Annotated in this window: 31 protein-coding genes, 2 tRNA genes and 1 other RNA gene; 16 read left to right on the forward strand and 18 right to left on the reverse strand. The window is 70.6% G+C overall.

Features of this window, described 5'->3' with window-relative positions; genetic code table 11:
- Positions 1 to 37 precede the first annotated feature (37 nt).
- Together ABZT47_RS34110 and ABZT47_RS34115 are read left to right on the forward strand one after the other, a co-directional pair.
- The gene (locus tag ABZT47_RS34110) at positions 38 to 877 is read left to right on the forward strand and encodes an SURF1 family protein (protein ID WP_354851646.1); all 840 of its coding nucleotides are present in this window, start codon (positions 38 to 40) and stop codon (positions 875 to 877) included.
- Positions 878 to 1,130: 253 nt separating this feature from the next.
- Positions 1,131 to 2,330 (forward strand): amidohydrolase family protein, encoded by a 1,200-nt coding sequence (locus ABZT47_RS34115; RefSeq protein ID WP_354851648.1) that lies wholly within the window; start codon positions 1,131 to 1,133, stop codon positions 2,328 to 2,330.
- Here the strand turns inward: ABZT47_RS34115 and ABZT47_RS34120 are convergent.
- The 3 genes from ABZT47_RS34120 to ABZT47_RS34130 form a co-directional block, all read right to left on the reverse strand.
- On the reverse strand, positions 2,327 to 2,716 hold the full coding sequence (locus ABZT47_RS34120) for a YkvA family protein (RefSeq protein ID WP_354851651.1): 390 nt from the start codon (positions 2,714 to 2,716) through the stop codon (positions 2,327 to 2,329). The two genes, ABZT47_RS34115 and ABZT47_RS34120, sit on opposite strands and share 4 nt — an antisense overlap.
- A gap of 254 nt (positions 2,717 to 2,970) precedes the next feature.
- A complete protein-coding gene (locus tag ABZT47_RS34125; protein WP_354851654.1) occupies positions 2,971 to 3,948 on the reverse strand; it encodes an LLM class F420-dependent oxidoreductase in 978 nt (325 codons plus the stop codon).
- Between the two features lie 75 nt (positions 3,949 to 4,023).
- Entirely contained in the window at positions 4,024 to 4,698 is a 675-nt protein-coding gene (locus ABZT47_RS34130) for a TetR family transcriptional regulator (RefSeq protein ID WP_354851656.1), read from the reverse strand.
- A 1,148-nt stretch (positions 4,699 to 5,846) separates the two neighbouring features.
- Here ABZT47_RS34130 and ABZT47_RS34135 point away from each other — a divergent pair.
- A complete protein-coding gene (locus tag ABZT47_RS34135; protein ID WP_354851658.1) occupies positions 5,847 to 6,389 on the forward strand; it encodes a hypothetical protein in 543 nt (180 codons plus the stop codon).
- A gap of 310 nt (positions 6,390 to 6,699) precedes the next feature.
- Here the strand turns inward: ABZT47_RS34135 and ABZT47_RS34140 are convergent, their stop codons facing one another.
- The 5 genes from ABZT47_RS34140 to ABZT47_RS34160 form a co-directional block, all read right to left on the reverse strand.
- Positions 6,700 to 7,767: an aspartate-semialdehyde dehydrogenase gene (locus tag ABZT47_RS34140; protein WP_354851660.1), complete on the reverse strand. Its 1,068-nt coding sequence runs from the start codon at positions 7,765 to 7,767 to the stop codon at positions 6,700 to 6,702.
- A gap of 38 nt (positions 7,768 to 7,805) precedes the next feature.
- Positions 7,806 to 9,080 carry an aspartate kinase gene (locus ABZT47_RS34145; protein WP_354851662.1) on the reverse strand — a complete coding sequence of 425 codons (1,275 nt, stop codon included), beginning with the start codon at positions 9,078 to 9,080 and terminating at the stop codon, positions 7,806 to 7,808.
- A 185-nt stretch (positions 9,081 to 9,265) separates the two neighbouring features.
- A complete protein-coding gene (locus tag ABZT47_RS34150; protein ID WP_354851664.1) occupies positions 9,266 to 9,796 on the reverse strand; it encodes a DUF5063 domain-containing protein in 531 nt (176 codons plus the stop codon).
- A complete protein-coding gene (gene recR / locus ABZT47_RS34155) occupies positions 9,789 to 10,388 on the reverse strand; it encodes a recombination mediator RecR (RefSeq protein WP_354851666.1) in 600 nt (199 codons plus the stop codon). The genes ABZT47_RS34150 and recR overlap by 8 nt, the downstream gene beginning before the upstream one ends.
- 5 nt (positions 10,389 to 10,393) lie before the next feature.
- The gene (locus ABZT47_RS34160; RefSeq protein WP_354851668.1) at positions 10,394 to 10,741 is read right to left on the reverse strand and encodes a YbaB/EbfC family nucleoid-associated protein; all 348 of its coding nucleotides are present in this window, start codon (positions 10,739 to 10,741) and stop codon (positions 10,394 to 10,396) included.
- A 359-nt stretch (positions 10,742 to 11,100) separates the two neighbouring features.
- Between ABZT47_RS34160 and ABZT47_RS34165 the strand changes: the two genes are divergently transcribed.
- The 3 genes from ABZT47_RS34165 to ABZT47_RS34175 all read left to right on the forward strand — a co-directional run bounded on the left by ABZT47_RS34165 (position 11,101) and on the right by ABZT47_RS34175 (position 12,371).
- A complete protein-coding gene (locus ABZT47_RS34165) occupies positions 11,101 to 11,403 on the forward strand; it encodes a helix-turn-helix domain-containing protein (RefSeq protein WP_354851670.1) in 303 nt (100 codons plus the stop codon).
- Entirely contained in the window at positions 11,393 to 11,938 is a 546-nt protein-coding gene (locus ABZT47_RS34170; protein WP_354851672.1) for a YbaK/EbsC family protein, read from the forward strand. Before ABZT47_RS34165 ends, ABZT47_RS34170 begins: the two co-directional genes overlap by 11 nt.
- Before the next feature lie 61 nt (positions 11,939 to 11,999).
- Positions 12,000 to 12,371 (forward strand): cupin domain-containing protein, encoded by a 372-nt coding sequence (locus ABZT47_RS34175; protein ID WP_354851674.1) that lies wholly within the window; start codon positions 12,000 to 12,002, stop codon positions 12,369 to 12,371.
- A gap of 6 nt (positions 12,372 to 12,377) precedes the next feature.
- Here the strand turns inward: ABZT47_RS34175 and ABZT47_RS34180 are convergent, their stop codons facing one another.
- Together ABZT47_RS34180 and ffs are read right to left on the reverse strand one after the other, a co-directional pair.
- Complete coding sequence (locus tag ABZT47_RS34180) at positions 12,378 to 14,633, reverse strand: DNA polymerase III subunit gamma and tau (RefSeq protein ID WP_354851676.1); 2,256 nt, start codon at positions 14,631 to 14,633, stop codon at positions 12,378 to 12,380.
- 106 nt (positions 14,634 to 14,739) lie between these two features.
- An RNA gene (ffs, locus tag ABZT47_RS34185) (signal recognition particle sRNA small type) lies at positions 14,740 to 14,835 on the reverse strand.
- Positions 14,836 to 14,951: 116 nt separating this feature from the next.
- On the opposite strand from ffs, the gene ABZT47_RS34190 reads away from it, so the two are divergent.
- Positions 14,952 to 15,037: transfer RNA gene (locus ABZT47_RS34190), tRNA-Ser, on the forward strand.
- Positions 15,038 to 15,253: 216 nt separating this feature from the next.
- Here ABZT47_RS34190 and ABZT47_RS34195 read toward each other — a convergent pair.
- A complete protein-coding gene (locus tag ABZT47_RS34195; protein WP_354851678.1) occupies positions 15,254 to 15,481 on the reverse strand; it encodes a hypothetical protein in 228 nt (75 codons plus the stop codon).
- Between the two features lie 407 nt (positions 15,482 to 15,888).
- On the opposite strand from ABZT47_RS34195, the gene ABZT47_RS34200 reads away from it, so the two are divergent.
- The 3 genes from ABZT47_RS34200 (at position 15,889) to ABZT47_RS34210 (ending at position 17,812) form a co-directional block, all read left to right on the forward strand.
- Positions 15,889 to 16,773 carry a neutral zinc metallopeptidase gene (locus ABZT47_RS34200; protein WP_354851679.1) on the forward strand — a complete coding sequence of 295 codons (885 nt, stop codon included), beginning with the start codon at positions 15,889 to 15,891 and terminating at the stop codon, positions 16,771 to 16,773.
- 68 nt (positions 16,774 to 16,841) lie between these two features.
- Positions 16,842 to 17,162 (forward strand): type II toxin-antitoxin system VapB family antitoxin, encoded by a 321-nt coding sequence (locus ABZT47_RS34205; RefSeq protein ID WP_354851680.1) that lies wholly within the window; start codon positions 16,842 to 16,844, stop codon positions 17,160 to 17,162.
- A 128-nt stretch (positions 17,163 to 17,290) separates the two neighbouring features.
- Positions 17,291 to 17,812, forward strand: coding sequence for an N-acetyltransferase (locus ABZT47_RS34210; RefSeq protein WP_354851682.1), 522 nt, complete (start codon positions 17,291 to 17,293; stop codon positions 17,810 to 17,812).
- Positions 17,813 to 17,866: 54 nt separating this feature from the next.
- On the opposite strand, the gene ABZT47_RS34215 is transcribed toward ABZT47_RS34210, so the two are convergent.
- From ABZT47_RS34215 to ABZT47_RS34230, 4 genes are all read right to left on the reverse strand, one after another.
- Positions 17,867 to 17,956, reverse strand: a tRNA-Ser gene (locus ABZT47_RS34215).
- Positions 17,957 to 18,027: 71 nt separating this feature from the next.
- Entirely contained in the window at positions 18,028 to 18,462 is a 435-nt protein-coding gene (gene tadA, locus ABZT47_RS34220) for a tRNA adenosine(34) deaminase TadA (RefSeq protein ID WP_354851702.1), read from the reverse strand.
- Between the two features lie 75 nt (positions 18,463 to 18,537).
- Positions 18,538 to 19,029 (reverse strand): tRNA adenosine deaminase-associated protein, encoded by a 492-nt coding sequence (locus tag ABZT47_RS34225; RefSeq protein ID WP_354851684.1) that lies wholly within the window; start codon positions 19,027 to 19,029, stop codon positions 18,538 to 18,540.
- A 17-nt stretch (positions 19,030 to 19,046) separates the two neighbouring features.
- Positions 19,047 to 19,535: a tRNA adenosine deaminase-associated protein gene (locus ABZT47_RS34230; RefSeq protein ID WP_354851704.1), complete on the reverse strand. Its 489-nt coding sequence runs from the start codon at positions 19,533 to 19,535 to the stop codon at positions 19,047 to 19,049.
- Positions 19,536 to 19,713: 178 nt separating this feature from the next.
- Here ABZT47_RS34230 and upp point away from each other — a divergent pair, with 178 nt between their 5' ends.
- The 6 genes from upp (at position 19,714) to ABZT47_RS34260 (ending at position 23,760) form a co-directional block, all read left to right on the forward strand.
- On the forward strand, positions 19,714 to 20,352 hold the full coding sequence (gene upp / locus ABZT47_RS34235; protein WP_354851686.1) for a uracil phosphoribosyltransferase: 639 nt from the start codon (positions 19,714 to 19,716) through the stop codon (positions 20,350 to 20,352).
- A 133-nt stretch (positions 20,353 to 20,485) separates the two neighbouring features.
- Entirely contained in the window at positions 20,486 to 20,704 is a 219-nt protein-coding gene (locus ABZT47_RS34240) for a three-helix bundle dimerization domain-containing protein (RefSeq protein WP_354851687.1), read from the forward strand.
- Between the two features lie 115 nt (positions 20,705 to 20,819).
- A complete protein-coding gene (locus ABZT47_RS34245) occupies positions 20,820 to 20,978 on the forward strand; it encodes a hypothetical protein (protein WP_354851688.1) in 159 nt (52 codons plus the stop codon).
- On the forward strand, positions 20,975 to 21,502 hold the full coding sequence (locus ABZT47_RS34250; RefSeq protein WP_354851690.1) for a PH domain-containing protein: 528 nt from the start codon (positions 20,975 to 20,977) through the stop codon (positions 21,500 to 21,502). The genes ABZT47_RS34245 and ABZT47_RS34250 overlap by 4 nt, the downstream gene beginning before the upstream one ends.
- Positions 21,503 to 21,635: 133 nt before the next feature.
- Positions 21,636 to 22,967, forward strand: coding sequence for a helix-turn-helix transcriptional regulator (locus ABZT47_RS34255; RefSeq protein WP_354851692.1), 1,332 nt, complete (start codon positions 21,636 to 21,638; stop codon positions 22,965 to 22,967).
- Between the two features lie 103 nt (positions 22,968 to 23,070).
- Complete coding sequence (locus ABZT47_RS34260) at positions 23,071 to 23,760, forward strand: FadR/GntR family transcriptional regulator (protein ID WP_354851694.1); 690 nt, start codon at positions 23,071 to 23,073, stop codon at positions 23,758 to 23,760.
- 127 nt (positions 23,761 to 23,887) lie between these two features.
- On the opposite strand, the gene dnaN is transcribed toward ABZT47_RS34260, so the two are convergent.
- The 3 genes from dnaN to ABZT47_RS34275 all read right to left on the reverse strand — a co-directional run.
- Positions 23,888 to 24,982, reverse strand: coding sequence for a DNA polymerase III subunit beta (dnaN, locus tag ABZT47_RS34265; RefSeq protein ID WP_354851695.1), 1,095 nt, complete (start codon positions 24,980 to 24,982; stop codon positions 23,888 to 23,890).
- 228 nt (positions 24,983 to 25,210) lie between these two features.
- Positions 25,211 to 25,864 (reverse strand): response regulator transcription factor, encoded by a 654-nt coding sequence (locus ABZT47_RS34270; protein ID WP_354851697.1) that lies wholly within the window; start codon positions 25,862 to 25,864, stop codon positions 25,211 to 25,213.
- A partial coding sequence (locus ABZT47_RS34275) for a histidine kinase (protein ID WP_354851699.1) occupies positions 25,861 to 26,709 on the reverse strand: 849 nt, incomplete at its 5' end. The genes ABZT47_RS34275 and ABZT47_RS34270, both read right to left, overlap by 4 nt.

The following is a 26,709-nucleotide window of genomic DNA, read 5'->3' on the forward strand; positions in this document are numbered from 1 at the left end:
GTCCTGGACCACTCACCGGCCTGCCTAGGCTGAAAGCGTGTACCGGTTCCTGCTGAGACCGCGATGGCTGGCGTTCCACCTGCTGGTCCTGCTGCTCATCCCCGCGTTCGTCTTCCTGGGCAGATGGCAGTTCGGGCGCTACGAGGAGCGGTCGGCGGCCAGCGAGCGGGCGCACGCCAACATCGCCGCGGCGACGGTCCCGCTCGCCGAGTTGGACCGGCCGGGCGCGAGCGTGCCCGAGGCGGTGAAGTTCCGCACCGTCACGGTCACCGGCCGCTTCGATCAGGCGCATGAGCTGGTGGTTCGCCGCCGCCCGCAGAACGGGCAGGCCGGTTTCTACGTGATCACTCCGCTGGTGACCGCGGACGGCGCCGCCGTCATCGTCAACCGGGGCTGGGTTCAAATGGGACCGACCGCCGAGGCCCCGCCGGAGGTGCCGCCGCCCACCGCGGGTGAGGTAAGTGTCACCGGCCGGCTACGCCCCGCGGAGACCGGGGACAACACCGGCATCACCGACCGCGCCGGGCTGCCGCCCCGCCAGGTCCTGCTGATCGACACCGCGAAGCTCGCCCGGACGATGCCGTACAAGCTGTTCGGCGGGTACGTCGAGCTGACGGCGCAGCAGCCAGTGGCGGCCGCCGCGCCGGACCCGGTCCCCGAGCCCGACCTGGGCGGAGGCGGCGGCCTCAACCTCGCCTACGCCGTCCAGTGGTGGCTGTTCATCGGCATCGCGATCGGCGGGTGGTTCACCCTGATCCGCCGCGAGGCGCACGACCTCAGGGCCGAGAGCGACGCCGCCCCGGCCGCCGACGCCCTCCCCGCTCCCGGCGCCGACCAGCCGGTCGCCGGGGAAGCCCCCGCCACCGGCGGCCATTGACGGCCGCCTCCCACCGGCCTCCCACCGGCCATTGACAGCGACCTGCCACCGGGCTGCCACCGGCGGCCACGGGCCTGCCACCGGCCGCTTTCCGCGCCGCGAGCGAGCGTCCCATGACCGACCGCTTGTCGTAATCGTCACGTTTTGAGGTAAGGGCTCTCACGGCGGCGGACACCGCTGCGCGCGCGAACGGATACCGATCGGAGACCTCCCAGCTTGTCTGGTGTTATTCCTGCGGCATACGGTTTTCCCTGTGAACTCATCGCTGCCCCCTGACCCCGAGCCGAGGCGGCGAGATTATGTGATCATCAGCGTCGACGATCACCTGATCGAACCGCCGGATCTGTTCGAAGGCCGGCTTCCCGAGAGGTACGTCGACATGGCCCCCAAGGTCGTCGAGACCGACGCGGGCCATCAGGTGTGGCGATACGGCGGAGCCACCTACGCGTGCGCCGGCATGGACGCCGGCGCCGGCCTTCCGCGCGACCAGTGGACGCTCGACCCGGTGCGCTTCGAGGAGATGCGGCCCGGCTGCCACGACATCGAGGCCCGCGTCAAGGACATGGACATCGCCGGGGTCTGGGCCGCGCTCAGCTTCCCCGGCATGCTGGCCGTGCAGGCGGGCATGGCCTTCGCCAAGACCCGCGACCAGGATCTCGGCCTCGCGCTCATCCGCGCGTGGAACGACTGGCACTGCGACGTCTGGGCCGGCACCTACCCCGAGCGCATAATCGCGCTCCAGCTCCCCTGGCTGCCCGACCCCGAGGTCGCCGCCAAGGAGATCCGCGCCAACGCCGCCCGCGGGTTCAAGGCGGTGGTCTTCCCCGAGTTCCCGACCCGGCTGCGGCTGCCCTCCATCCACACCGGCCACTGGGATCCGTTCTTCGCCGCCTGCGAAGAGACCGGCACGGTCGTCTGCCTGCACACCGGCGCCTCGTCGTGGTCGCCGGTACCCTCGCCGGACACGCCCATCGAGGCCATCACCACGATGATCCCGGCGAGCGCGATGTTCGCCTGCGCCGACTGGCTCTGGTCGGGCATCCCGCTGCGCTTCCCCAAGCTGCGCATCCTCATCGTCGAGGGCGGCGTCGGATGGCTGCCCATGCTGGCCGCGCGGGCCGACTACGCCCTGGACCATCCGGTCGCGGACGAGGCGACCTGGGAGGGCGGGCTCAAGCCGAGCGAGGTGCTCCGCCGCAACTTCTACTTCGGCACGCTGGACGACTACGCGCTCTCCGGCGTGCGCCTGGCCGTCGGGCTCGAGCACGTCCTGCTCGAGAGCGGCTACCCGCGCTCGGAGTCCACCTGGCCGGATGTCCAGCAGGCCCTGGCCCGCAACCTGGGCAGCCTTCCCCCGGCCGACATCGGCAGGGTGGCCTACGGCAACGCCGCCCGTCTGTTCGGCCATCCCCTGCCGTCCCGGGCCTGGCTGCTGCGCGAGGGCGAAGACTAGGCCCGCGAGCGACGCCGCCGCCGCGAGACCTCGGAGACCTCGGAGACACCCGAGACCTCGCCCCGCACCTGCTTGCGCTCCCAGTCGAGGTAGCGGCCGCTCTCGCCCAGCAGCGAGCTCATGAGCCACAGGAAGGCGCCGAAGTCGTCCGCGACCCCGATCAGCGGCAGGAAGTCGGGCAGCACGTCGATCGGCGAGACGATGTAGACGATGCCGAGGCCCATCAGAGCGAGCTTGCCCTTGCCCAGGTCGCTGTACTCCCCGCGCAGCGCGCCACCGATCATCCTCGGCAGCGCCCTGAGCCGCGCCATCAGCCCGGGCGAGCCCGGGCGGCTGATGTCCTGATAGGCGCGGTAGGCCGCGGCCGCGCGTCCAGCCTTGCTCATGAGGGCCACCTCCGTCTGTGCCACCGCCAAACGCGCACGGTCGGGACTCGTCGAGGGACGCCACTACCCAACCGCACCCGGATAACGCCCGCCCCCGTCCCGGAGTTCCGCCCTGGACGGCCCGCCGGCGCGGTCTCCCGCCCGACCTCGCCGCCGGCACTCCCCTCGCCCGCCTTGGCCACGCGTCTTGGCCACGCGCCCTGCCCACGCACCCTGGCCGGGCATCCTGGCCGCCCGTCCTCGCCTGGCAGCCCTCAGCCGGCCGGGGAGGAGGTGGAGGCGGCCGGAGAGAGGTCGCGGACGGCCTGAGCCATCGGGACCTCACCCGTCGCGATCGGAGCCAGCACGGGGGTCGTCAGCCCGTTGGCGACGTACTCCTCGATGCGCGCCCGGCAGGTCGCCGCGTCGCCGTGCACGATGAGCGCGTCCACCACCTCGTCCGGGATCGCGTCGAGCGCGCCCTTGCGGTCGCCCGCCGCCCACGCCTCGTGCATGGGACGAAGCACCTCGCCCCGTCCCAGCCAGTCGTGGAAGGCCGCGTACACCGGCACCGTCAGATAGGCGGTCAGCATGCGCCTGCCGAGCTTCCTGACCTTCTCCGCGTCCTCGCTGACGCAGACGAACAGGCGGGCGATCAGCTCGGTCTCCGGTCCGAGCTCGGCGCGCACGGTGCGGACGTCCTGCGGGGAGAGCCAGTTGGTGATGGCCCCGTCGGCCTCCCGCGCCGCCAGGCCCAGCATGCGCGGACGCAGCGCGGCGAGGACGATCTTCGGTGGCACCTTCGGCGCCCGCTCCAGCCGGAAGCCCTTCACCTCGAAGGTCTCGTACCTCTCGGTGACCTTCTCGCCCGCGAGGGCCTTCCTGAGGAAGCGCAGCGTGTCACGCGTCCTGGCGTACGGCTTGACGAACTCTCCGGCGTTCCACCGTTCGACGATCACCGGGGACGAGGCGCCGATGCCGAGCACGAACCGCTCGGGCGCCAGGTCGGCGAGTGTGGCGGCCGACATGGCGAGCAGGCCCGGACCCCGGGTGGACACCGGGATGATCGCGCTGCCCAGCCGGAGCGCGGGCGCCCAGTCGGCGGCCAGGGCGAGCGGGACGAAGCCATCGGTGCCGCTGACCTCGGCGGACCAGGCGTCGGTGTAACCGAGCCCCGGCAGCTCGGCCACCAGCTCCTTGGACTCGGCCATCGTGCGGTCGAAGAACGGGATCGTGATGCCCCAGCGCTTCACTGTCCACCTCCTGACGGCCGACCATACCAACCGGACGGTATGCCGCGCACGGGTCATCTCACCGTTCGCGCCGGCTCAGGCGCGCAGCTCCCGCATGGCGGTGATGAAGTCCTTGGTCACCCCGCGCAGGCCCGGCAGATGGGACAGCCCCACCAGCCGGTCGATCAGCGGCACCATGACCTCGATCAACCGGTACGTGCGCTCGCACCCCGGCGAGGTGTCATGGACCCAGAACAGCACCACTCCCAGCGAGGACAACCACAGCAGCTCGGGCAGCTCCTCGCGCAGCTCCGCGTCGATGCGGTCGGCGGAGCCCTCCACGACCTCCCGGTAGATCGCGATGGCCGCCTCCCGCGCCGGCGCCGACTCCCCGCTGAAAGGACTCAGCGGATTGCTCGGCTCCGAGGCGTGCTTGAAGAACTTGACGGCGAACCCGTGGTACGGCTCGGACACCCGGACCCAGGCACGCAGCACCCCGCTCAGCCGGGCCGCGAACCTGCGCTCGCCCGCCAGGAGCTCCCGGCAGGCGGCCTCGTGCTCGCATTGCGCCCGATCGTAGTAAGCCTGGACCAACTGCTCTTTCGACGAAAAATAGTAGTAAGCGTTTCCTACGGAGACGCCCGCCTCGGCCGCGATGGCCCGCATGGTCGTCGCCTCGTACCCCCGCTCCCTGAACAGGCGCAGGGCCGTCTCGACGATGACCTCCCGGGTCTTTTCTCCCCCACGCGCTCTCGGCGTCGATTCGACCACGTGGCAACTGTACGGCCAGGAACCCTCCATGGTCACAGACGCACAGCATGCCCGCCATTTTCCCGCAAAAACACGCAGAGTAGTGGAGTCAGCACTTTGGGCGGGTGGGATAGATCCTCTGGCGGAGGGGCGCCCTGCGACAGAGGATCAATATGGGTGTGCATCCATGCACACGGGGACCCGCGTGGCTTGGTGCCTGCGCGTTGCTCGCCGTGCAGATCACAGTGACGGCGTTGGGTTCGGCGGAGCCCGCCTCGGCGGCCGCTCCACGGCCGGGCGGCACGGACCTCCGCTCCGCGCCCGATCGGCTCGGCACGACGTCGAGCGGCTCCGGCATGGCCTCCGGCCGCGCCGCAGCCCGCTTCCCGCGGCAGGTCGCCCTCGATCCGGCGGTACCGGAACGGGTGACACCCGAAAGGGGCATCCCTGAGGCGGCCGGCCCGGACGCGGCAGTCCGCCGCGCCACCACCCGCACCGGCACCACCCGCACCGGCACCGCCCTCACCCGGTCCGCCACCCCCGCGGACACCGCCCTCGCTCGAAAGGCGCCCCGCACCACCCTGACCACGACCACCCCGAAGGCGGCTCCCGCCCGGGCGACCGCGGCCCTCCGGAAAGCGGCTCGGCTCAAGGCGACCGCGGCCATCACCAAAGCGGCTCGGGTCAAGGTCATCCCGGAGACCCCGAAGACTCCGCAGACCCCGAAGGCCGCCCGCGTCAGGGTGACCGCGACGTCAAGGAACGCGGCGGCCCTCGCTCCGGAGACCTCGGCGGTCCGCACCTCCATGTCCTCCAGCGCGATCACGAACTACCGGCGAGCAGGCCTTGCCGTCGAAGCCGCTCCGTCCCGGCGCGCACGCCTTGCCATCGAGACCGCTCCGACGCGGCGCGCGAACCTCATGGTGAACACCGCCGGCGCCGGTCGAAGAGCACTCACGCCGAAGGCCACACGCCGGGGGTCCTTCGCTCCCAAAGCAGGCCTTTCGCGTCGCGAAGCGTTCCTCCGCATGGCCGCCCCCATCCGCCGAGGCCTACCGGCAGTAGGAGCCCGCCGAGGCCTGCCCACGGCAGGCGTCCCCCGAGGCATGCCCAGAGTAGGAGCCCGCCGAGGCCTGCCCGCAGTAGGCGTCCGCCGAGGCCTGCCCGCGGTGGGGGTCCGCCGAGCGCCGGTCGCCGTCCGGGTGGCCGCCGCGCGGCGCGCGGCGGCGTCGCCGCGCATGGCTCAGCGCGTCGCCATGGCCTCCGGGATGGTCAGCCCGATGCTGTGGAGGCAGCATCTGCTGTACCCGGGCCTGCGGCTCCGGCACCCGCAGGCCGCGCGACGGCTCCAGCGGGCGGGCCTGCGATGGCGGTCGTCGGGCAACTGCGTCAACCGGCACCGGCACTCCTGCACCTCGCTGGCCACCGTGCGACTGCAGACGCTGTGGGGCCTGGTCGACCTCAAGCGCCGCAGCGGTTGCGACGTCCTGGTCACGGGGGGCACCGAGACCGGCCACGCCGGAGGCGTGCTCAGCCACGGCAAGGGCTACAAGATCGACGTCGCCCACAACCGGTGCATCGACCGGTTCATCAGAAGCAAGCACCAGGGACGGGTCCGCGGCGACGGCGCCCGGCTGTTCTACGAGCACCGCCCTCAGGGCCACACCACCTACGCCAACGAGCCGAGCCACTGGGACATCACATTCCTCTGACCACCCCACACCCACACCACTGACGGCCTGGCTTGCCGCTAGCCGTGTGTGTGACCAGTGACTCCCGGAGCGGGCGATCGTTTGCGATGGAGCGATCGCCCGCTCCGGGTCTGTTTCGACGGCCCGAGGGGGCGCCTGGCAGCACGGGACACGCCCGCGCGTTTGATCGCGCGGGTGGACGGCGGCCGGCGCGTCCGGCGCACACCCACTATCGACCCACTACCGGCACCCACGCCGCACCCGCCCGCGGCCGAGGCGGAACGCGATGTAACGGCCGAGGGCGGACGCGATCGAGTGGTGTGCGGGTGGGTCAGCGGGAGGAGAGTTCGGCGGCGACCAGTTCGGCGATCTCGGCGGTGTTCAGTGCGGCGCCCTTGCGCAGGTTGTCGCCGCAGACGAACATGTCGAGCGTGTTGGGGAAGTCGAGCGCCTGGCGGATGCGCCCCACGTAGGTGGGGTCGGTGCCCACGACGTCGGCAGGGGTGGGGAACACGCCCTTCGCCGGGTCGTCCAGAACGACCACCGTCGGCGCGGCCTCCAGCACCGCCCGGGCCGCGGCCACCGTCACCGGCTCGTCGAAGGTGGCGTGCACGGCCAGCGAGTGGGTGGTGATGACCGGCACGCGGACGCAGGTGGCCGAGACCTTAAGGTCGGGAATGCCGAGGATCTTGCGCGACTCGTTGCGGACCTTGAGCTCCTCGGAGAACCAGCCGTCCTCCTTGAGCGAGCCCGCGGCGGGCACCACGTTGAACGCGAGCGGAGCCGGGAACGGCGAGTCGACCAGGTCGGGGACGGCCTTGCGGACGTCGCCGGCCACCGTGCCGATGGCCCGGTTTCCCGCCACAGCGGCGATCTCGTCGTAGAGCCGCTCGGGCCCCGCGACGCCCATGCCGGAGACGGCCTGGTACGACGCCACGACCAGCTCGCGCAGGCCGTACTCGCGGTGCAGAGCGCCGAGGGCGGCCATCATCGACAGCGTCGTGCAGTTGGGGTTGGCGATGATGCCCTTGGGCCGCCGGGCGATCGCCTCGGGGTTGCACTCGGGCACCACGAGGGGCACGTCGGGATCCATGCGGAAGGCGCCGGAGTTGTCCACGGCGACCGCGCCGCGGGAGGCGGCCACCGGCGCCCACTGCGCCGACACCTCGTCGGGCACGTCGAACATGGCGACGTCGACCCCGTCGAACGCCTCGGGCGACAGCGCGACGACCTCGACCTCCCGCTCGCGGACCACCAGCTTCTTGCCGGCCGAGCGGGGTGAGGCGATGAGGCGGATCTCGCCCCAGACGTCGAGGCGGCTGGACAGGATCTCCAGCATCACCGTGCCGACGGCTCCGGTGGCGCCGACGACGGCCAGGGTGGGCTTGTCGGAACTCACTGCTCGGTCACTCTCCTCGCCGGTGTGCTCGTGGGCGTTCATCTTCCGGTGCCTCCGTAGACCACGGCCTCGACCTGGTCGCTGTCGAGGTCGAAGGCCCGGTGTGCGGCGGCGACCGCCGCGTCCACCTCGTCCTGGCTGACGATGACCGAGATGCGGATCTCGGAGGTCGAGATCATCTCGATGTTGATGCCGGCGTCGGCCAGGGCGCCGAAGAAGGTGGCGGTGACGCCGGGGTGGGAGCGCATGCCCGCCCCGATCAGCGAGACCTTGCCGATCTGATCGTCGAAGAGGATCTTCTCGAAGCCGATCTGCTCCTGGATGCGCTTGAGGGCCGTGACGGCGGAGGTGCCGTCGGCCGAGGGCAGCGTGAAGGAGATGTCGGTGCGCCCGGTGGCTGCGGCCGAGATGTTCTGCACGATCATGTCGATGTTGATCTCGGCGGTCGCGAGCGTTCTGAAGATGGCCGCGGCCTCTCCGACCTTGTCGGGAACCCCGACGACAGTGATCTTTGCCTCGCTCCGGTCGTGCGCGACGCCGGAGATGATCGGCTGCTCCATCTCGGTTCCTTCAGTGTGGGGATCGGAGACGACCCAGGTGCCTTCCTTGCTGCTGAACGAGCTCCTGACGTGGATCGGCAGGTTGAACCGCCGGGCGTACTCCACGCAGCGCAGGTGCAGGATCTTGGCGCCGCAGGCCGCCATCTCCATCGACTCCTCGTAGGAGATGCGGGGGATCTGGCGGGCGGCCGGGACGATGCGCGGATCGGCGGTGAAGATGCCGTCGACATCGGTGTAGATCTCGCAGACGTCGGCGCCCAGGGCCGCCGCCAGCGCGACGGCCGTGGTGTCGGAACCGCCCCGCCCGAGCGTCGTGATGTCCTTGGTGTCCTGGGAGACGCCCTGGAAGCCGGCGACGATGGCGATCTGCCCGCTGCGCACGGCCTCCTGGATGCGGCCGGGCGTCACGTCGATGATGCGCGCCTTGCCGTGGGTGGAGTCGGTGATCACGCCGGCCTGGGAACCGGTGAACGACCGCGCCTCGTCGCCGAGGTTGGCGATGGCCATCGCCAGCAACGCCATCGAGATGCGCTCGCCGGCGGTCAGCAGCATGTCGAGCTCGCGCCCCGGGGGCAGCGGCGTCACCTGCTGGGCCAGGTCGAGCAGCTCGTCGGTCGTGTCGCCCATCGCCGAGACGATCACCACGACGTCGTTGCCGGCTTTTTTCGTCGCGACGATCCGCTGGGCCACCCGCTTGATGCGGGAGGCGTCGGCGACGGAGGAACCACCGTATTTCTGGACAACGAGCGCCACGGGATGTCTCCCAAAGGTTCAGTATGCGGAGCTCACAGTCTACTGGGGGCACCCATGACCGCCGCCGATTAAGCCCAGCATGTGGACAACCGACCCCGCTGACCAGCCCGAACCGGACCTGCCTGTGTACAACTGATCCCACGGACGACCGTGCCGGCGCGGGGCCCCCGCGCCGGCCGCCGGACTCACGCGGTGGTCGTCTCCTCCACCACGTCCAGGCGGGTGTGGGCGACCAGCGCCTGCAACGCCCGCATGGCCGCCCCCGCGTGGTTGCCCCAGGTGTTGAAGTACGAGTACTGCCACCACCACAGCGCCTCCAGCGGGCGCCCCGCGCGGTAGTGGCCGAGCCCGTGGATCAGATCGGCCGCGACGGCCGCCAGGTCGTCCGACAGGCGGTAGGCCGTGACCCCGGTGTCCTTGTAGGGGTCGAACACCTCGGCGTAGTCGTCTACCGGGCCAAGACGCGTGGCGAGCGCCGTGCGCACCCCGTCGAGGTCGGGGTCGGGACCGGTCGCGGGCTCGAAATTGCCCTGCAGGATCACATCCTGCGCCGCTCCGAGCTGCGCACCCGCCAGACTGACCTGCGAGACCTCGACGAGCAGCATGGGCAGCATGGCGTCGCCGCCCTCGCCGCCCGCCAGTCTCGTCAAGCCGTCGAGATAGTTCTGCGCGTGCGCGGCGATGCGGTCCGCCATGGCGTTCCACTCGTCAAACATCCAGCAGCCTCCGTCCTTCGAAAGCGCGGCCCAAGGTGACCTCGTCGGCGTACTCGAGGTCTCCGCCCACTGGCAGACCGCTGGCCAATCGTGTGACTTTCAAACCCATCGGTTTGACCAACCTGGCCAGATAGGTGGCCGTGGCCTCCCCTTCCAGGTTGGGATCGGTCGCGAGGATCAACTCGGTGACCCGCCCGTCGGCCAGCCGCGTCATCAGCTCGCGGATGCGCAGGTCGTCCGGGCCGACGCCCTCGATGGGGCTGATCGCCCCGCCCAGCACGTGGTAGCGGCCGCGGAACTCGCGGGTCTTCTCGATGGCGACGACGTCCTTGGACTCCTCGACGACGCAGATGACATGGGGATCGCGCCGGGCGTCCCGGCAGATGCGGCACTCCTCCTCGGCCGCGACGTTCCCGCAGACGCGGCAGAAGCGGACGCGCTCCTTGACCTCCAGCAAGGCGTGCGCCAGCCGCTTGACGTCGGCCGGGTCGGCGGCCAGCAGGTGGAAAGCTATGCGCTGCGCGCTCTTGGGACCGACGCCGGGAAGCAGGCCCAGCTCGTCGATCAGGTTCTGGACGACCCCCTCGTACATGGCGGTCAGAACCCCGGAAGCTGGAATCCGCCCCCGCCGAGGCCCTGGGCCAGCGGGCCGAGCTTCTCCTGCTGGAGGTCGGCCGCCGCGCGGACGGCGTCGCGCACCGCCGCGATCACCAGGTCGGCGATCGTGTCGGCCGTGTCCTGCGGGTCACCGGGGTCGATGGCCTTGGGACTGATCTTCAGTTCGAGCAGCTCGCCGCTCCCGTTGACGGTGGCGACGACCAGGCCGCCGCCGGCCGTGCCCTCGACCTCCGCGTCGTTGAGCTCCTGCTGTGCGGTCGCGAGCTGCTGCTGCATGAGCTGCGCCTGCTCGAGCAACTGCTGCAGGTTGACATCACCTGGATTCACGATCGTGCGCTCCTCATGGCTTCGCGTGTGGCACGAGCCTACGGGGTTTGCCACGGATGTTGCACTGGCGACGTCCGTTGTAGGCAAGCGGGGACCGGCCGCGGGACACGGCGCCGAAGATGCCCGCCCCAGGTGCGGACCACATCGCACCGGGTGGCCCCGGCCTTCGACGATCATGCCGGCACGGTCGTGACCGTACCGCCCGACCGGGCGCGCCGCCCCCGCCCGGTGCGCGACTCCAGCGTCCCAGAACCGGCACGGCGACGGTGTCAAGGAACAGCACTCATAACGTCAAGACCGCATGATGTGCACGTCCGTCCGTGCTTGACAGGCACTTAGCAAATTGCCATATTCCCTAAGTGCTCGATGTGGACCTGATCAAGGCGATGGCGAACGACAGGCGCCTGCTCATCTTGGAGTGGCTACGTGACCCGGAGCGCCACTTTCCGCCACAGCGTGACGGTGACCTGGTGCGTGACGGCGTCTGCTCGCTGCTGATCGCCCAGAAGCTCGGGGTGAGCCAGCCGACCTGTGGTGAGCATCTACGGGTGCTCTCGCAGGCGGGTCTGGTGCGCGGCAAGAAGATCAAACAGTGGGTGTTCTATCAGCGCGATGAGGACCGTATCGCCGAGGCGAAGGAGATGTTGAGCGGTGAGTGGTGAGCTGCAGGGCGATACCGCCGGCCTCGGCCTCGAAGCTACCGACGCGTTCGACACGGGGCTTCACGCACGGTTGATCACGGATCTGGACGCGGCCGGGGCCCGCTACCGACTCATAGACCATCCGCCCGAAGGACGTACCGAGGTGGTGAGCGCGCTGCGCGGGCACGACGTCGCGCACGCGGCCAAGTGCCTGATCGTCATGGTCAAGCTCGGCAAGAAGCGGACCCGGTATGTGCTGGCCGTGGTTCCCGGTGACGCCCGCCTGGACCTGCAGGCGGTCAAGGAGTCGCTGAAGGGCACCTACGTCGCCTTCGCCGGCCGCGACAAGGCCGAAGAACTGGCGGGAAGTGTGAGCGGAACCGTACTGCCTTTCAGCTACCACCCCGGGCTGGAGGTCATCGCCGACCCGGCGCTGATGCGGGTGCCGGAGCTGTTCTTCAACGCCGCCCGACTGGACCGTTCGATCGCCTTGGCCACCGACGACTATGTGCGCCTGGCCTCCCCCCGCATCGCCCCCATCACCACCACGTCCTGACCTGGGGCCGTCCCGAAAGGGCCGAGTTCGCCCATGGCCGCCGCCTCGCAAGGAGGAGACCGTGTCCCAGCCCGACTACGCCATCCATTACCAGCCGCTGTTCACCACCCTGCAGACCATGGACGTCCAAGCGTTGATCGACCAGGTCGATGACCCTTGGTACAACCAGACACTCATCCAGGTCGGGGACGTCTGGGTACGGCTGGGGGTCATGCAAGGGGAGTACCACTGGCACAAGCACGATGAGCAGGATGAGTTCTTCTTCGTGCTGGACGGGCTGTTCCGCATCGAGTTGGAGGACGCCGACACGGTCGAACTCGGTCCCAGGCAGGCCTTCACCGTCCCGGCCGGGTTGATGCACAGGCCCGTCGTCCCAGTACGCAGCGCCGTGCTGATGATCGAGAAGGCCGGCGTCATCGCCACCGGCGACTAGCTATAGCTAGGTGTGGTCGATCTCGCCGATTATCTGGCCGCCGAGTTCGCGCTGGACGAGAGCCATGCCGGTCAGGGCGTCGGCGTCCGCGTCGGCGTCGTTGTCCGGATCGACCTCGTCGGTCTCGACCGACGCCGGCCCCGGACGGCCCGGGACGGCGTCCGGCCACCCGGTGGCGCCCGCTTGGCGCGGCCCGGCCTGGGCCGCCGCCTGCGCGGCCGAGCGCGCCGCGGCGAGCCCTGGACGGGCGGCGGTGAACCCGGGGCCCGGAGGATGCCCCTCGTCGTCCGGCGGCGGCGCGTCCGGCCATGGCTCCTCTGCCGTGGACGCCGTGGACGCCGCCCCCGCAGGCCGCTGCGCGGAGGCCGGAGCCTGCCGCCGCGCCGGTGCCGGGGCGCTTGTGGGGCCCGGCTGGGCGGGAGCCTGCGCCGCCGCCGGCGGGGCCTCCTGCCGCGCGGGCGCCGGCCTGGCGGCGGGCGCCTGCCGCACCGCCGGAGTCGAGGGCGCGCCGCCGCCGGGCGCGTTGCCGACCACGGCCTCGACCCGCCAGTTGCCGCCCATGACCTCGGCGATGGCCGCGGCCACGACGGCGTCCTTGGCGCCGTTGATGAAGTTGCGCATGGCGCCGACCTGGCTGAAGCCCAGCGTGACGATGTTGTCTTCGACGCCGATCAGCTGGGAGTTGGTGTTGACGTTCGCCCAGACGGCCGGCGAGCGCCGCTTGAGCACGTCCAGGATCTGCGGCCAGGTGTGCTGGAACGCGCCGGACGCCGCCTGGACCACGGGCCCGGCGGAGGGGGCGTCCGGACGGTGCGCGGGCGCCTGGGGAGCGGCCGAGCCTTCCTGCGTGCGGGCGGCGCCGGCCCGCGCGGGGGCGGGCCAGTCGTCCGCGGGTGGACGGGCGGCGGGCGTCCTCGCCTCGACCGGCGGCCGGCCCTGACCGGAGATGTCCTGCCCAGGGGCCTCCTGGACATCCGGAACGGGCGCGCGCTGGGATTGGCCCGGCTGCGGGTACTGCGGCTCGCCGGCGCCCCGCGGCTCGTGCGCCGCGCCGGCCCGCGTGCCGGAGGTCGCGGCGCCCGGCGCCGGTGCGGCCGCCGCGACCACGCCGCCGCGCTCCAGCCGTTCGAGGCGGGCGAGCATCGCGGCCTCGCCCTGGTCGACGGCCGGGAGCAGCACCCGGGCGCACATGAGTTCGAGCAGCAGACGGGGAGAGGTGGCGCCGCGCATCTCGATCAGCCCGGCGTTGAACACCTCGGCCGCGCGGGTCAGCTCGCCGGGCCCCATGGAGGCGGCCTGCCCGGCAAGCCGCTCGAGTTCGTCGGCCGGGCGGTCGAGCAGGCCGTTGTGCGCCGCCTCCGGCACGTTGGCGAGGATGACCAGGTCGCGGAAGCGCTCGAGAAGGTCCATGGCGAACCGGCGCGGGTCGTGACCTCCCTCGGCCACCCGGTTGACCGCCTGGAAGACCGCGGCGCCGTCGCGCCGCGCGAACGCGGCGATGATCTCGTCGAGCAGCCCGCCGTCGGTGTACCCCAGCAGGGACACGGCGCGGGCGTAGGTGATGCCGGCCTCGTCGGCGCCGGCCAGGAGCTGGTCCAGGATCGACAGCGAGTCGCGGGCCGAGCCGGCCCCCGCCCGCACGACCAGCGGCAGCGCGGCCGGCTCGTACGGCACCGACTCCGACAGGAGGATCTCCTCCAGCAGCTGCCGAAGCGTCGCGGGGGGCATCAGCCGGAACGGGTAGTGGTGGGTGCGCGACTTGATGGTCCCGATGACCTTCTCGGGCTCGGTGGTCGCGAAGACGAACTTCAGGTGCGGCGGGGGCTCCTCGACGAGCTTGAGCAGCGCGTTGAAACCCTCGCGGGTCACCATGTGCGCCTCGTCGATGATGTAGATCTTGAACCGCGCCGACACCGGGGCGAAGAACGCGCGTTCGCGCAGGTCGCGGGCGTCGTCCACGCCTCCGTGGGAGGCGGCGTCGATCTCTATGACGTCGAGGTGGCCCACCCCGGTGGGCGCGAGGGCCACGCACGACTCGCACTCGCCGCAGGGGTCGGGCGTCGGGCCCTTCTCGCAGTTGAGCGAGCGGGCGAGGATGCGCGCGCTGGAGGTCTTGCCGCACCCGCGCGGCCCGCTGAACAGGTAGGCGTGGTTGACGCGGCCGGTGCTGAGCGCCTGCCGCAGTGGCTCGGTGACGTGCTCCTGACCCTTGACCTCGGCGAACGTCCCAGGCCGGTACTTGCGGTAGAGAGCGAGACTCATGCCGTCTCCTCGCCTAGGGGGTCGGAGTGGGTGATCACCGAAGCGTCTTCAGGGTCGTGTGTGCCGATCGTCGCGATCATGTGACGACACCGCCTCGAGGCTCCAGCGAAGAGACCCCTCGCACACCCGACAGAGCCCGCTTATCCTTGCTGCCTTCCGGCCCTGGGGAGGTTCACAGGATGACGCCGTGCGAGGGGTCCGGTGACAGTCTAGCCGTGCGCGGCAGTGCTCGGGGCGCAGCCGCCGGGGAACGTCGAGACCGATTCGTCGTCATCTCCATGGTCTCGGCAGGCTCCGAAGTCCGGTAAGCTTCTCGGCGGAGGATTCGCCTAGTTGGCCTAGGGCGCACGCTTGGAAAGCGTGTTGGGGGCAACCCCTCAGGAGTTCGAATCTCCTATCCTCCGCGCTTGGTTGAGCAGCAAGAACACGAAGGCCCCGGTCGATCCAACCGGGGCCTTCGTGCTTTCAGCCTTCAGAGCCCACCAGCGAGACGACCCGCGAGCCCTCCAGCGGCCGGCCGGCGCGTTCTCTAGTGGCCGGCCGGGGTGTTCGCCAGTGGCCGGCCGGGGTGTTCGCCAGTGGCCGGCCGGGGTGTTCGCCAGTGGCCGGTCGATGGGGCTTCAGTGGCCGGCGGACGAGACCCGGGCGTGCGGGACGGCGGCGCCGCCGCACGCCGGGTGCAGGCCCAGCGCAACACCCGCGCCCATCGCGAACGCGAGCACCAGCCCGGCCGCGAACGGGCCGAGGGACGTCGCCCAGGCCCTGAGCCACGCGGTCACCGGCATGGCGGGAAGGCTGCGCAGGAAGTAGGCCGGAGGAGGCACGTCATGGCGGACGAAGTCCCGCACGTCATCGCGAGCCGGGTCCGGCGCGTCCTCACGTCCCTGATACGGTCCGCCGTCGGGACCGGAGCACCGCGCGTCATCGTGCGTCCAGTGCGCTTCTTCGCGACGAGGGGGCGGCACCTCGTTTCTCGCACCCAAGGTGACCTCCGTATCACCGGCAGTGATCGTCGATCAGCACGCTAGCCCGCTTCAGGACGAAGATCCCGTAACCGGTGCCCGGGTGGAGCCGATCACGGCCTTCCGTTGGCATTCAGCGGTGACGGGCTTGGCCGAAGGCGCCGCCATCGGCGACGGAGCGTCACCGGCGCACGGCGTGACATGCGTGTACCCGCGATCATGCATGATCGTTTCTCTGCGGGGCAGCGGAGTGGCCGACACCCCGAGGACCGAGACAAAGGGAAGACGGGCCGATGGACTTCCGTGACGATGTCGACCTCGACGCCTCACAGGTCGAGAACCGTGGTGGCGGGGGCGGGATCCCCGGTGGCGGGCTCGCCATCGGAGGAGGCGCGGCGGGCATCATCGCCCTCATCGCCGCGCTGATATTCGGGATCAATCCCGGTGACATAACCGGCAGGGACGGCGGTGGGGACACCACGGGCGTCCAGCCGACCTCCGACCTGTCCCAAGAGTGCAAGAAGGGCTCCGACGCCGACCAGTCGGAGAACTGCCGCGTCGTGGGCGTGGTGAACAGCATCCAGGCGTACTGGAAGGACGCGTTCGGGCAGGGCGGCAGCGGCACCTACACGCCCGCGAAGACCATTCTGTTCTCCCAGGCGGTGGACACCGGGTGCGGTCAGGCCACCTCGCAGGTGGGGCCGTTCTACTGCCCGAGCGACAAGCACGTCTATCTGGACCTGAGCTTCTTCGACGAGTTGCAGAGCAAGTTCGGCGCGAAGGGCGGCCCGTTCGCCCAGGCGTACGTCATCGCCCACGAGTACGGCCATCACGTCCAGGACCTGCTGGGCACCATGGAGCGCGTCGGGGGGAACAGCCAGGGCGCCGACAGCGCCTCGGTCCGGCTGGAACTCCAGGCCGACTGCTATGGCGGCGTCTGGGCGAAGAACGCCGTGGACACCGGTTTCTACGAGAAGCCCTTCACCCAGACCGACATCCAGGAGGCGCTCGACGCCGCGGCCGCCGTCGGCGACGACCGCATCCAGGAGAAGACGCAGGGCCGCGTCGACCCGGAGTCCTTCACTCACGGCACCGCCGAGCAGCGGACCAAGTGGTTCAGCACCGGCTACGACTCGGGCGACCCCGCCAAGTGCGACACCTTCTCCGGAGGCATCTGACCTGATCAGGGCTTCACCGCGCACCCGCTGAAGCAGGCAAACAGGAAATCTCTCCTAAACTACATAGGGTGATCTTCAAGTCAGTCGGTGATGGCCGCCCGTACCCCGAGCACGGCCTGTCGCATCGAGAGTGGGCCCAGATCCCGCCGCGGCAGGTCAGGCTCGACTCTCTGGTGACCACGAAGGCGGTGCTCGACCTGCACTCTCTGCTCGCCAAGGATTCGACCTTCTACGGTGACCTGTTCCCCCATGTGGTGCAGTGGCGCGGCGAGCTCTACCTCGAGGACGGCCTGCACCGCGCGCTGCGGGCCGCCCTGCACCAGCGTTCGGTCCTGCACGCGCGGGTTCTCGAACTGGACGAGTCCCGCGGCGGCTCCGCGCCCGAATGACGCGGCGCGGAGCCCCCGAAGCCGTCGGCCCGGCGCGCACGAAGCCATCCGCGACCCTGGCGGCCGTCCGCCGGCCGGCGCGGAACAATCGCGTTGACACCCCTGTCCGGCACGGCCAGCCTGAGCGGATGCTGATCCGACGCGAGGTACCGGCGGACATCCCCGCCATCCGCGAAGTGCACAACGCCGCGTTCGCCAAGCCGGACGCGCCCGGCGAACCGACCGTGGAGGCCGTCCTGGTGGACGCGCTGCGGGGCTGCGAGGCGTGGCTGCCGCGTCTCTCACTGGTCGCCACAGGGGCGGACGGCGCCGTCCTTGGCCATGTGGTCTGCAGCCGGGCCTCCGTGGACTCCGCTCCCGTGCTCGGACTGGGGCCGCTCGGCGTGCTGCCCACCCATCAGCGTCAGGGCGTCGGTCATGCGCTCATGCACGCGGTGCTGGCGGCGGCGGACGCGCTCGACGAACCGCTCGTCGTGCTGCTGGGCCATCGTGACTACTATCCGCGGTTCGGTTTCCGGCCGGCCGCCGAGCTCGGCGTCGTCCCGCCGGTCGCGGCCTGGGGCGAGCACTTCCAGGCGCGCCCGCTGGCCGCCTACACCCCGGCGACGCGCGGCGCGTTCGCCTACGCCAAGCCGTTCGACGAGGTGTAGGACCGGTGACGCCGAAGGGCCCGCGGCCGGTCGCCCGGCGCGGGCCCTTCGTGGTGGCGGTGGAGGTGGGATTTGAACCCACGGATAGGTTGCCCCATCACACGCTTTCGAGGCGTGCGCCCTCGGCCACTAGGCGACTCCACCGCCGAGCAGCCTACCGGATCCGGGGCCCTGTTCGCGCGCGCTCATCGTCTGGTATGCACCAAATGCCGGTTTCAGTGGCGCCGGTCGGCGAAGAAGTCCCGGAGAACGGCCGCGCACTCCCCGGCGAGAACCCCGAGGATCACCTCGGGACGATGGTTCAGCCGCCGGTCGCGCACCACGTCCCACAGCGACCCCGCCGCGCCGGCCTTCTCGTCGGCCGCCCCGTAGACGATCGTGTCCACCCGGGCGAGCACCGCCGCCCCCGCGCACATCGTGCAGGGCTCCAGGGTCACCACCAGGGTGCAGCCGCTCAGCCGCCACTCACCGCGCACGCGGGCCGCCGCGCGCAGGGCGAGCACCTCGGCGTGGGCGGTCGGGTCGGCGCTCGCCTCCCGGTCGTTGCCCGCCACCGCGAGCACCTCGCCCCCGGGCCCGAGGACGACGGCGCCCACGGGCACCTCGCCACGCTCGCCGGCCAGCGCGGCCTGCTCGAGCGCGAGCCGCATGGGCGTCTCGAACTCGCCCTGCGCCGGATCGCTCACGGCCGCGGGCCCGCCGGCGAGGCCGCGCGGGGGAAGGCGCTAGTGCAGCCGGTCGAGCTCATCGGCGAAGGAGAGCTTCTCGGCGATGACCGAGAGGGTGTCGGCGGGAAGCACCCCCTCCTCCATGCTCAGCTCCAAAAGCTCCTCGGCGCTGACGCCGAGGTCGCTGAGCAACTCGAAGTCGCCGGCGGGACGGACGCCGAGATCGGCCTCCTTGTCGGGGACGACGACCCCGGCCAGCTCGTTGAACAGCTCGCCGAGGCCGTCAGCGGCCGCCGCGTGGGCGTCGGAGAGGAAGGCGCGCGGCTCGGCGTCGTCGTCGTAGCGGACGAGCGCGAACCATTCGTCCTCCACCTCGACGCAGAGCAGGGCGAGCTCCTCGCCGTTCAGCCCCAGAGCGTCCTGGACGGCGTCGCCCAGGTCGTCGGCGATCTCGGCGTTGGTGAGATCGACCTCGGCGCCGCTCCACCCCTGGGGCGTGCGGACGAAGGCCGCGGCGAACAGAGCGCTGTGTGTTGGTCTCGAGGGCATGATCGGGGCTCCCGAGGTCAGCCGATGGCTGAGTCGACGGCACGTTCAAACGGCTGGGAGAAGCCCAGCCGCGCGGCGATGCTGGAGAGCACCTCGTCAGGAAGCAGTTCGAGATCACCGGAGAGGGCGCCCAGCTCCATCTCGTCGAGGCCCAGATCGGCGAAGATCGACAGGTCTCCGGCCGGGAGGACCATGTCGAGCTCCTCCTCCTCCGGCACGGGGACGTCGAGGTACTCCAGCACCTGCTGGGCGAGCGGCCAGTCCCACGACGCGGTGATGTCGGACAGGAAGACGTCGACGCGCTCGCCGAACACCCTTAATGCCACGAAGAAGTCATCCCCAACGGCGACCAGCCCAATCGTGGCGCCCATGCTCGGCTGCTGCCGAAGAGCATGGATCAGCCCGTGGAGGTCCGCGGTGAGACCCACCGGCAACATCTCGGCTTCCCAGCGGTCGTCCTCGCGGTAGACCACGATGGCGAAGTCAAGAGCATCTACGTCTGTCATCTTCACCCCACCGACGCGGTTCTCACGGTTGGCCATGCTCCCAGAATCACTGGGGCCCCGTAGGCCCCTCGGGCAAATTGTGATCAAAAACGGCCGCCCCCGACCCGCTTGGGGTGTGATGGGGGTTACCGGACCGCTCGTACCGTTCACCCGGACGCAGAGGATAGCGTTGGCAGCCATGAAGACCCTCGTCGTTGACCACCCGCTGGTCGCTCACAAGCTGACCGCTCTCAGGGACGTGCGCACCGACTCCCCCACGTTCCGGCGGCTCGCCGACGAGCTGGTCACGCTGCTGGCCTACGAGGCCACGCGCGACGTACGGGTCACCGACGCGACGGTCACCACCCCGGTGGCGCCCGCCCACGGCGTGCGGCTCGCCCGTCCCGCGCCCCTGGTCGTGCCGATCTTGCGCGCGGGCCTCGGCATGCTCGACGGCATGACCCGCCTGCTGCCCACGGCGGAGGTCGGCTTCCTCGGCATGATCCGCGACGAGGGCACCCTCAAGGCCGAGACCTACGCCACCCGGCTGCCCGAAGACCTCTCGGGCCGCCAGTGCTACGTGCTCGACCCCATGCTCGCCACCGGCGGCACGCTCGCGGCGGCCATCCAGCTTCTGTTCCAGCGCGGCGCCGAGGACGTCACGGCCATCTGCCTGCTCGCCGCGCCCGAGGGGCTGCAATATCTGGAGCAGGTCTTCACCGACTCGGGCAACCCCGTGCGTGTGGTGACCGCCGCCCTGGACGAGCGGCTCAACGAGCACGGCTACATCGTCCCCGGCTTGGGCGACGCGGGAGACCGCCTGTACGGCGTCGTCTGATTCTTTTTCCTTCTTCGTCCCCAGGTTGACACACCCTTCGTTACATACTGTGTTTCAGAGGGTACACAGAGTGATGACAATGTCACTGTGTTCCCGGCCCCCGCGGGGCCGTGGACGCACACCTGGGAGAGCGATGGACCAACTGCCGGATATTGACGCCTACACACAGGTCGAGACCGCGCTGAAGGTCGAGTTCGCCGGGGTCCATCCCGCCGCGACGGTGACACGCTGCGTAGAGGCGGCGCACCACGGCGCGATGGAGGTCACTGGTTACGCGTACCCGAGCCTCGTCGAGCGCATCGCGCGCAAGCACCTCCAGGTGCTGGCCGCGGTCGCCGGCGAGCAAGGGTGACGCAGGTCACATCCAGACCCCTAAAGACTGTGGGGTCGGGATGCCTTTACCGAGCGAATCAGCTGGGTAATGTATACGGTGGGTGCAGTGGGTGAGTTGGTTAACGGAGGCGGCAGTGCAGGTCAAGAAGGTTCTAACGTACGCAGCCATCGCGTTTGTGGCTTTCTACCTGTTCACCAGACCGGCTGACGCGGCTAGCGCGGTCAGAGGAGCAATGGACACTGTGGTGAACGCCGCGGATTCGCTGGCGCTATTCGTCGCGAAGCTGACATGAGACTTGTGACCCACGGGGACTCTGCTCCGTCGTCGGTCAATCGTTACCTTCTGCCCCACGAACACCAGGTCATCATGGTGCGGCGCCACCCGGCCGTGCTGCTGCGGCCGGTCGCCGAGGTCTTCGGCGGCCTGGTCCTGGCGGGGCTGCTGAGCAAGTGGCTGGGCGAGAACCAAGGAGCCCAGGCACTGGTGATCGTCTGGTGGGCGTGGCTTCTCTTACTCATTCGCTTCGTGTGGAAAGTGGCCGAGTGGTCCGTCGACTACTTCGTGGTGACGTCCAAACGCATGCTCCTTACCACCGGTTTGATCACTCGCCGGGTGGCGATGATGCCACTCGGCAAGGTGACCGACATGAGCTTCCAGCGCTCATTGCTCGGCCGCATGCTCGGTTACGGCGAGTTCGTCCTGGAGTCCGCCGGTCAGGACCAGGCGCTCTCGACCGTCCCCTTCATTCCGTATCCGGAGACCTTGTACCTCGAGGTTTGCCAGATGCTCTTTCCCAGTTCTGACGACGACGATTAGTCCGGGTTCGTCCTGAATCCCGAGGGGTGAGACAGACTTGCCCCTCGGGATTCTTGACGTGGGTATACCCGATTCGGCTGCTTCGTGCCATCATGGCGAGACCATTGACCATAACATCGCCTTAAGAGATCACATGCCGAGTCAGGGAACCATCGGTGATCGCGTCCGCGGGCTGCGTCTGAGCAGGCGTATGTCTCAGGCCCAGCTAGCTGGACCCGACCTCTCCGACAGTTATGTCTCACTCATCGAGTCCGGCAAGCGCACGCCGACGCCGGTGGTCGCCCGCCTTCTCGCGGAGCGCCTTGGATGCACCACCGAGTTCCTGCTCCACGGGATCGAACCGCGCCAGCGCATCGACACCGAGCTCGGCCTGCGCCATGCCGAGCTGGAGCTGCACCACGGGGACGCGGCCCTCGCCGCCGACCGCTTCGGTGACATCGTCAAGGCCGCCGGAGAGGACAACGCGCTGCTCGCCGCGCACGCACGGTTGGGCCGTGCGCGTGCGCTGGAGGCGCAGGGCAAGCTCGGCCGCGCGGTCGAGGCGTACGAGCGGCTTCGCCGCGAGGCCGCCGCGCACCCCGAGCGGCTGGCCGACCTTCCGCTCACGGTCGCGCTGTGCCGGTGCTACCACAAGGCCGGCGACATCATGCGCGCCCGCGACCTCGGCGCCAAGGCGCTGGAGCAGGTGACACAACTGTCACTGTTCCACGGCGAGGTGTCGGTCGACCTGGCCGCGGCGCTCGCCGACGCCGAGATCGGGCTCTCGTACGTCGAGCACGTGCTCGAGGTCACGGGCGTACCGGTGCCGGACGACCGCACGACCGAGATCCTCTCGCTCTGGCAGGCCAGCGTGTCGGCCGCCGAGGGTGAGGACTCCGCGCTCGCGGTGCAGTTCGCCGACGACGCGCTGGCGGCCGGGCGGCCCGCCCGCGTCGCGGTCCAGATGGCGAAGATCGCCATGCGCTGGGCCGAGATCTCCGCCGCACGGTCCAGCAGGGAGCACTCCGACGCGCTGGTCTCCCGCGCCTCGGAGGTCTTCTCCGTGCTGCCCGCCGAGTCGGTGGAGTACGCGCACAGCCTGGTCGTTCTCGCCCGGGTGCACCTGCGGTCCGGGGACGGCCGCGGCGCCGACGAGCTGGCGGCCAAGGCGCTGGAGCTGTTCGCCGACGAGCCCCGCACCATGAGGGCCTCGGCCCACCTGGTGCTCGCCGAGAGTGCTTTGGCACGGTCCGACGACGCGGTCAGGGGCCACCTTGAGCGCGCGGGCGACGCCCTGGTCGCGGTGCCGTCTTCGGGCGCGGTCCGCGACCGCGAGATCGCCGAGGTCTGGCGTGAGCTGGGCGACCTGTGGGGCAAGGCCGGTGACCGCGGGCGGCAGACGCGCGCGTATCGTAAGGCACTCGAAGCGGTCGGGGTCAGGTCGACCGTGGCCGGCGCCGTCACCGCGACGGTCTTCGCACGGTAGGCCTCCAACCAGGGCCCCCGGATTTGGCCGCGGGGCCCTGGAATAAATAAGGTCGACCAATCATTGACTCGTAGGATGATTGGTTACCCGGAGGAGGCAGACTGTGAGTCTGCGTACGGCGCAGCGGGCTTCCCTCGTCGACCAGGTGATCGAGCAGCTCAAAGAGCAGATCACCTCTGGATCCTGGCGTCTCAACGCCAAGATCCCTACGGAGACCGTCCTCGCTGAGCAGCTCGGCGTCGGCCGCAACACCGTACGCGAGGCGGTGCGCGCGCTCACCCACGCCGGCCTGCTCGAATGCCGCCAGGGTGACGGCACGTACGTGCGCGCCACCAGCGAGCTCTCAGGGGCCATGGCGCGGCGCCTGCGGACCGCCGAGCATCTGGAGATCCTCGAGGTGCGCCGCGCGCTCGAGGTCGAGGCCGCCCGGCTCGCGGCCGTCCGCCGCACCGAGGGTGACATCGAGCTGATCGAGGCCGCCCTGCTCCGCCGCGAGGAGGCGTGGGCCGAGGGCGAGGTCGACGCCTTCGTGGAGGCCGACCTGGCCTTCCACGTATCGGTGGTCGAGGCCACGCACAACCGCGTGCTGATCGAGCTGTACAAGGACTTCTCCGCGGCGCTGCGCGCCAGCATCGCCGCCGCGGGCGCGCCCCTGCAGAACGGCCATATCCCGCACGACGCCATCGCCCGTGCCATCGCCTCCGGTGACGCCGCCGCCGCCGAGCGCGCGGGACACGCGTGCATGGAGCACATCGCGATCGCCCTCACCGAGACCCCCGAACTTCTCGACTGACCGCCGCTCCGCAGGCCGGCCCCAGCCTGCCTCGGGCAGGTGCGTGACCTCACTCAATACCGGAACGCCGGGTCATCGCCCTGGTCGGTGGCAGGCCCCGGCCCAGAAGGCCGGCCCGCGGGCGGCCTCAGGCCAGGCGCAGCGACATCACCAGATAGCGGAACGCAGGGTCGTCGCCCTCGTCGGTGATCAGGGACGGCCGGGTGGGCGAGGCCATGTGGATGCTCGCCTTCTCGGTCTCCACCCCGGCCAGACCGTCGAGCAGGTAGTGCGGCTGGAAGGCGATCTGGATGTCGTCGCCTTCCAGGTCGGCGGCCACCGCCTCGGCGCCCCGGCCGATCTCGCCGCCGCCGGCCTGCACCAGCACCTGCCCCTGCGTGAACGACAGCCTGATCGCGGTGTGCCGCTCGGCGACCAGGGCGACGCGCTTGATGGCCTCGACGAACGGCGCCACCGTGACATCGGCGCGGATCGCCCAGGTCTCGGCGAGGCGCGCCCGGTAGTCGATGAACTGCTCGTCCAGCAGACGGACGGTGGTCGTGCGCCCCGCGCACTCGAACCCGGCGACTCCCGCGTCGAAGCCGATCGACACCTCCCCGGCGCGCAGGGAGCGGCCCACCTCCACCATGACCCGGGCGGGCACCATGACCGCGGCCCGCTGGTCGGGCTCCTCGGAGTGCCACAGGAAGTCGCGGGCCGCGATGCGGTAACGGTCGGTGGCCGCCAGGGAGACGTTGGCGCCGTCGATGTCCATGCGGATGCCGGTGAGCATGGGGAGGGTCAGGTCGCGGCTGGCGGCCACCGCCACCTGGGCGACGGCCGCGGCGAAGACGCCGCCCCCGACCGCGCCGGCCCTGGGCGGCATGGCGGGGAGCGTGGGGAAGTCCTCCACCGGGAGGGTGAGCAGGCCGAACTCGGCGCCGCCGCAGGTGAGCACGGCCTCGGCGCCGGAGGTGACGATCTGCACGGGCTCCCCCGGCAGGCTGCGGGTGATCTCGGCCAGCACCCGGCCGGGGATCAGCACCTTGCCCGGCTCGGCGACCTCGGCGTCGATCACGGCGCGGGCCGAGACGTCGTAGTCGAACACCGAGAGCGTGAGGCTCTCGTCGAGCGCCTCCAGCAGGATGCCGGACAGCACGGGCATCGCAGGACGGCCCGGCAGCGTCCGGGCGCTCCACGCCACCGCGTCGGCGAGGACATCGCGGTTCACCTGGAACTTCACCCTGATCCATCCCCTTCGCTCACGTCTGCTTTCCAGCAAGGTAGCGCCTGGGTGGGACATTTACCCGTTGAGCACTCACCATCACCCCCGCCCAACGTGGGCGAACCGCCCTCCCCTCCAAGGACCCACACCCGACCGATCACCATCGGCACCCCCTGACCTGCCCGAACCACCTGAACGAGCACCGCCTCGGCTCAGCCCGGGCCCTTCTCCCCGCATGTCGAGGGGTCAGGCTCGGGTGCCGTTGAGGTAGGCGAGGACGGCGAGGACGCGGCGGTTGTCGTCGTCGGACACGGCCAGATCGAGCTTGGCGAAGATGTTCGCGGTGTGCTTGGCCACTGCGCTCTCGCTGAGGAACAGGCGCTGCGCGATGGCGGCGTTCGACCTGCCCTCGGCCATGAGCTCGAGCACCTCGCGCTCGCGCGGGCTGAGCCGGCCCAGCGGCTCGTGGCGGGCGTTGCTGGCCAGCAGCTTGGCGATGACATCGGGATCCATGGCGGTGCCGCCCCCTGCCACCCGCCGTACCGCGTCGATGAACTGCGCGGAGTTGAAGACGCGGTCTTTGAGCAGATAACCCACCCCGCCCGTGCCGTCGGCGAGGAGCTCTCTGGCGTAGAGCTGCTCGACGTGCTGGGACAGGACGAGCACCGGGAGGCCGGGGATGGAGCGGCGGGCCGCCAGCGCCGCCTGCAACCCCTCGTCGGTGAAGGTGGGCGGCAGCCGCACGTCGACCACGGCCACCTCGGGACGCTCGTCGAGCAGGGCCCTGAGCAGCTCGGGCCCCGACTCGACCGCCGCGACGATCTCGAACCCGTGGGCCTGCAGCAGGCGGACCAGGCCGTCGCGGAGGAGGTAGAGATCTTCGGCCAGGACGACCCTCACGCGGCCGCTCCGGCGGCCTCGGCCCTCTTGATCTCCTGGGTGAGGCCGTAGGCGGTGACGGCCATGGCGACTCCGAGCACGATCATGCCGATGATGGCGGGCCACTGGAACACTTCGGGCAGGTAGAGCGCGAGGAACCAGCTGCGCTCATCGGCGTCGAAGATCTTGAAACCCGCCGCGACGAGGCCCTGCGGGAACAACGGCAGCCACATCAAGCCCCAGCACACGGCCATCAGCCTGTGTTTCCAGGGCGGCAGGGTGACGCGGCACGCGGCGTGCCCGGCGAAGGCGCGAGGGATGTCGACGCTGGCCGTGGTCGGACCTCCCACTGGGCTGTACAGCGCCAGCACGCCGTCGAACGCAGCCACCCGTCGTTCGATGCCGCGCAGGCCGCTGCCACGCGAAGGGTCGGCGCCGCCCTGACCGTCGTCGATGACCGTGATGCGCAGGGCGGGACCGCGCCGGCTGATGTCCACCGCGACATGGCGTCCTCCGCCGTGCCTGCTGGCGTTGGTGAGCAGTTCGCTGACCACGAAGTAGACGGCGGACTCGACCGGCGCCTCGGGGCGGGCCGGCAGGTCGACGTTGACCGAGACCTTCAGCGGACTGTCCAGGGCCAGGGCCCGCACCGCGTCGCCGAGGCCGCGCTCGGCGAGCACGGGCGGGTGGATGCCGCGCACGAGCTGCCGCAGCTCGACCAGCGACGCGGCGGACGCCTCGCGCACCTTGGCGATCAGGGCCTTGGCGGCCGCGGGGTCGGAGTCGATGAGCTCTTCGGCGGCGCCGAGGGTCATGCCGATGGCGACCAGGCGTGCCTGCGCGCCGTCGTGCAGGTCGCGTTCGAT

Source organism: Sphaerisporangium sp. NPDC005289 (assembly GCF_040607455.1).
GTDB classification, from domain to species: domain Bacteria; phylum Actinomycetota; class Actinomycetes; order Streptosporangiales; family Streptosporangiaceae; genus Sphaerisporangium; species Sphaerisporangium rhizosphaerae.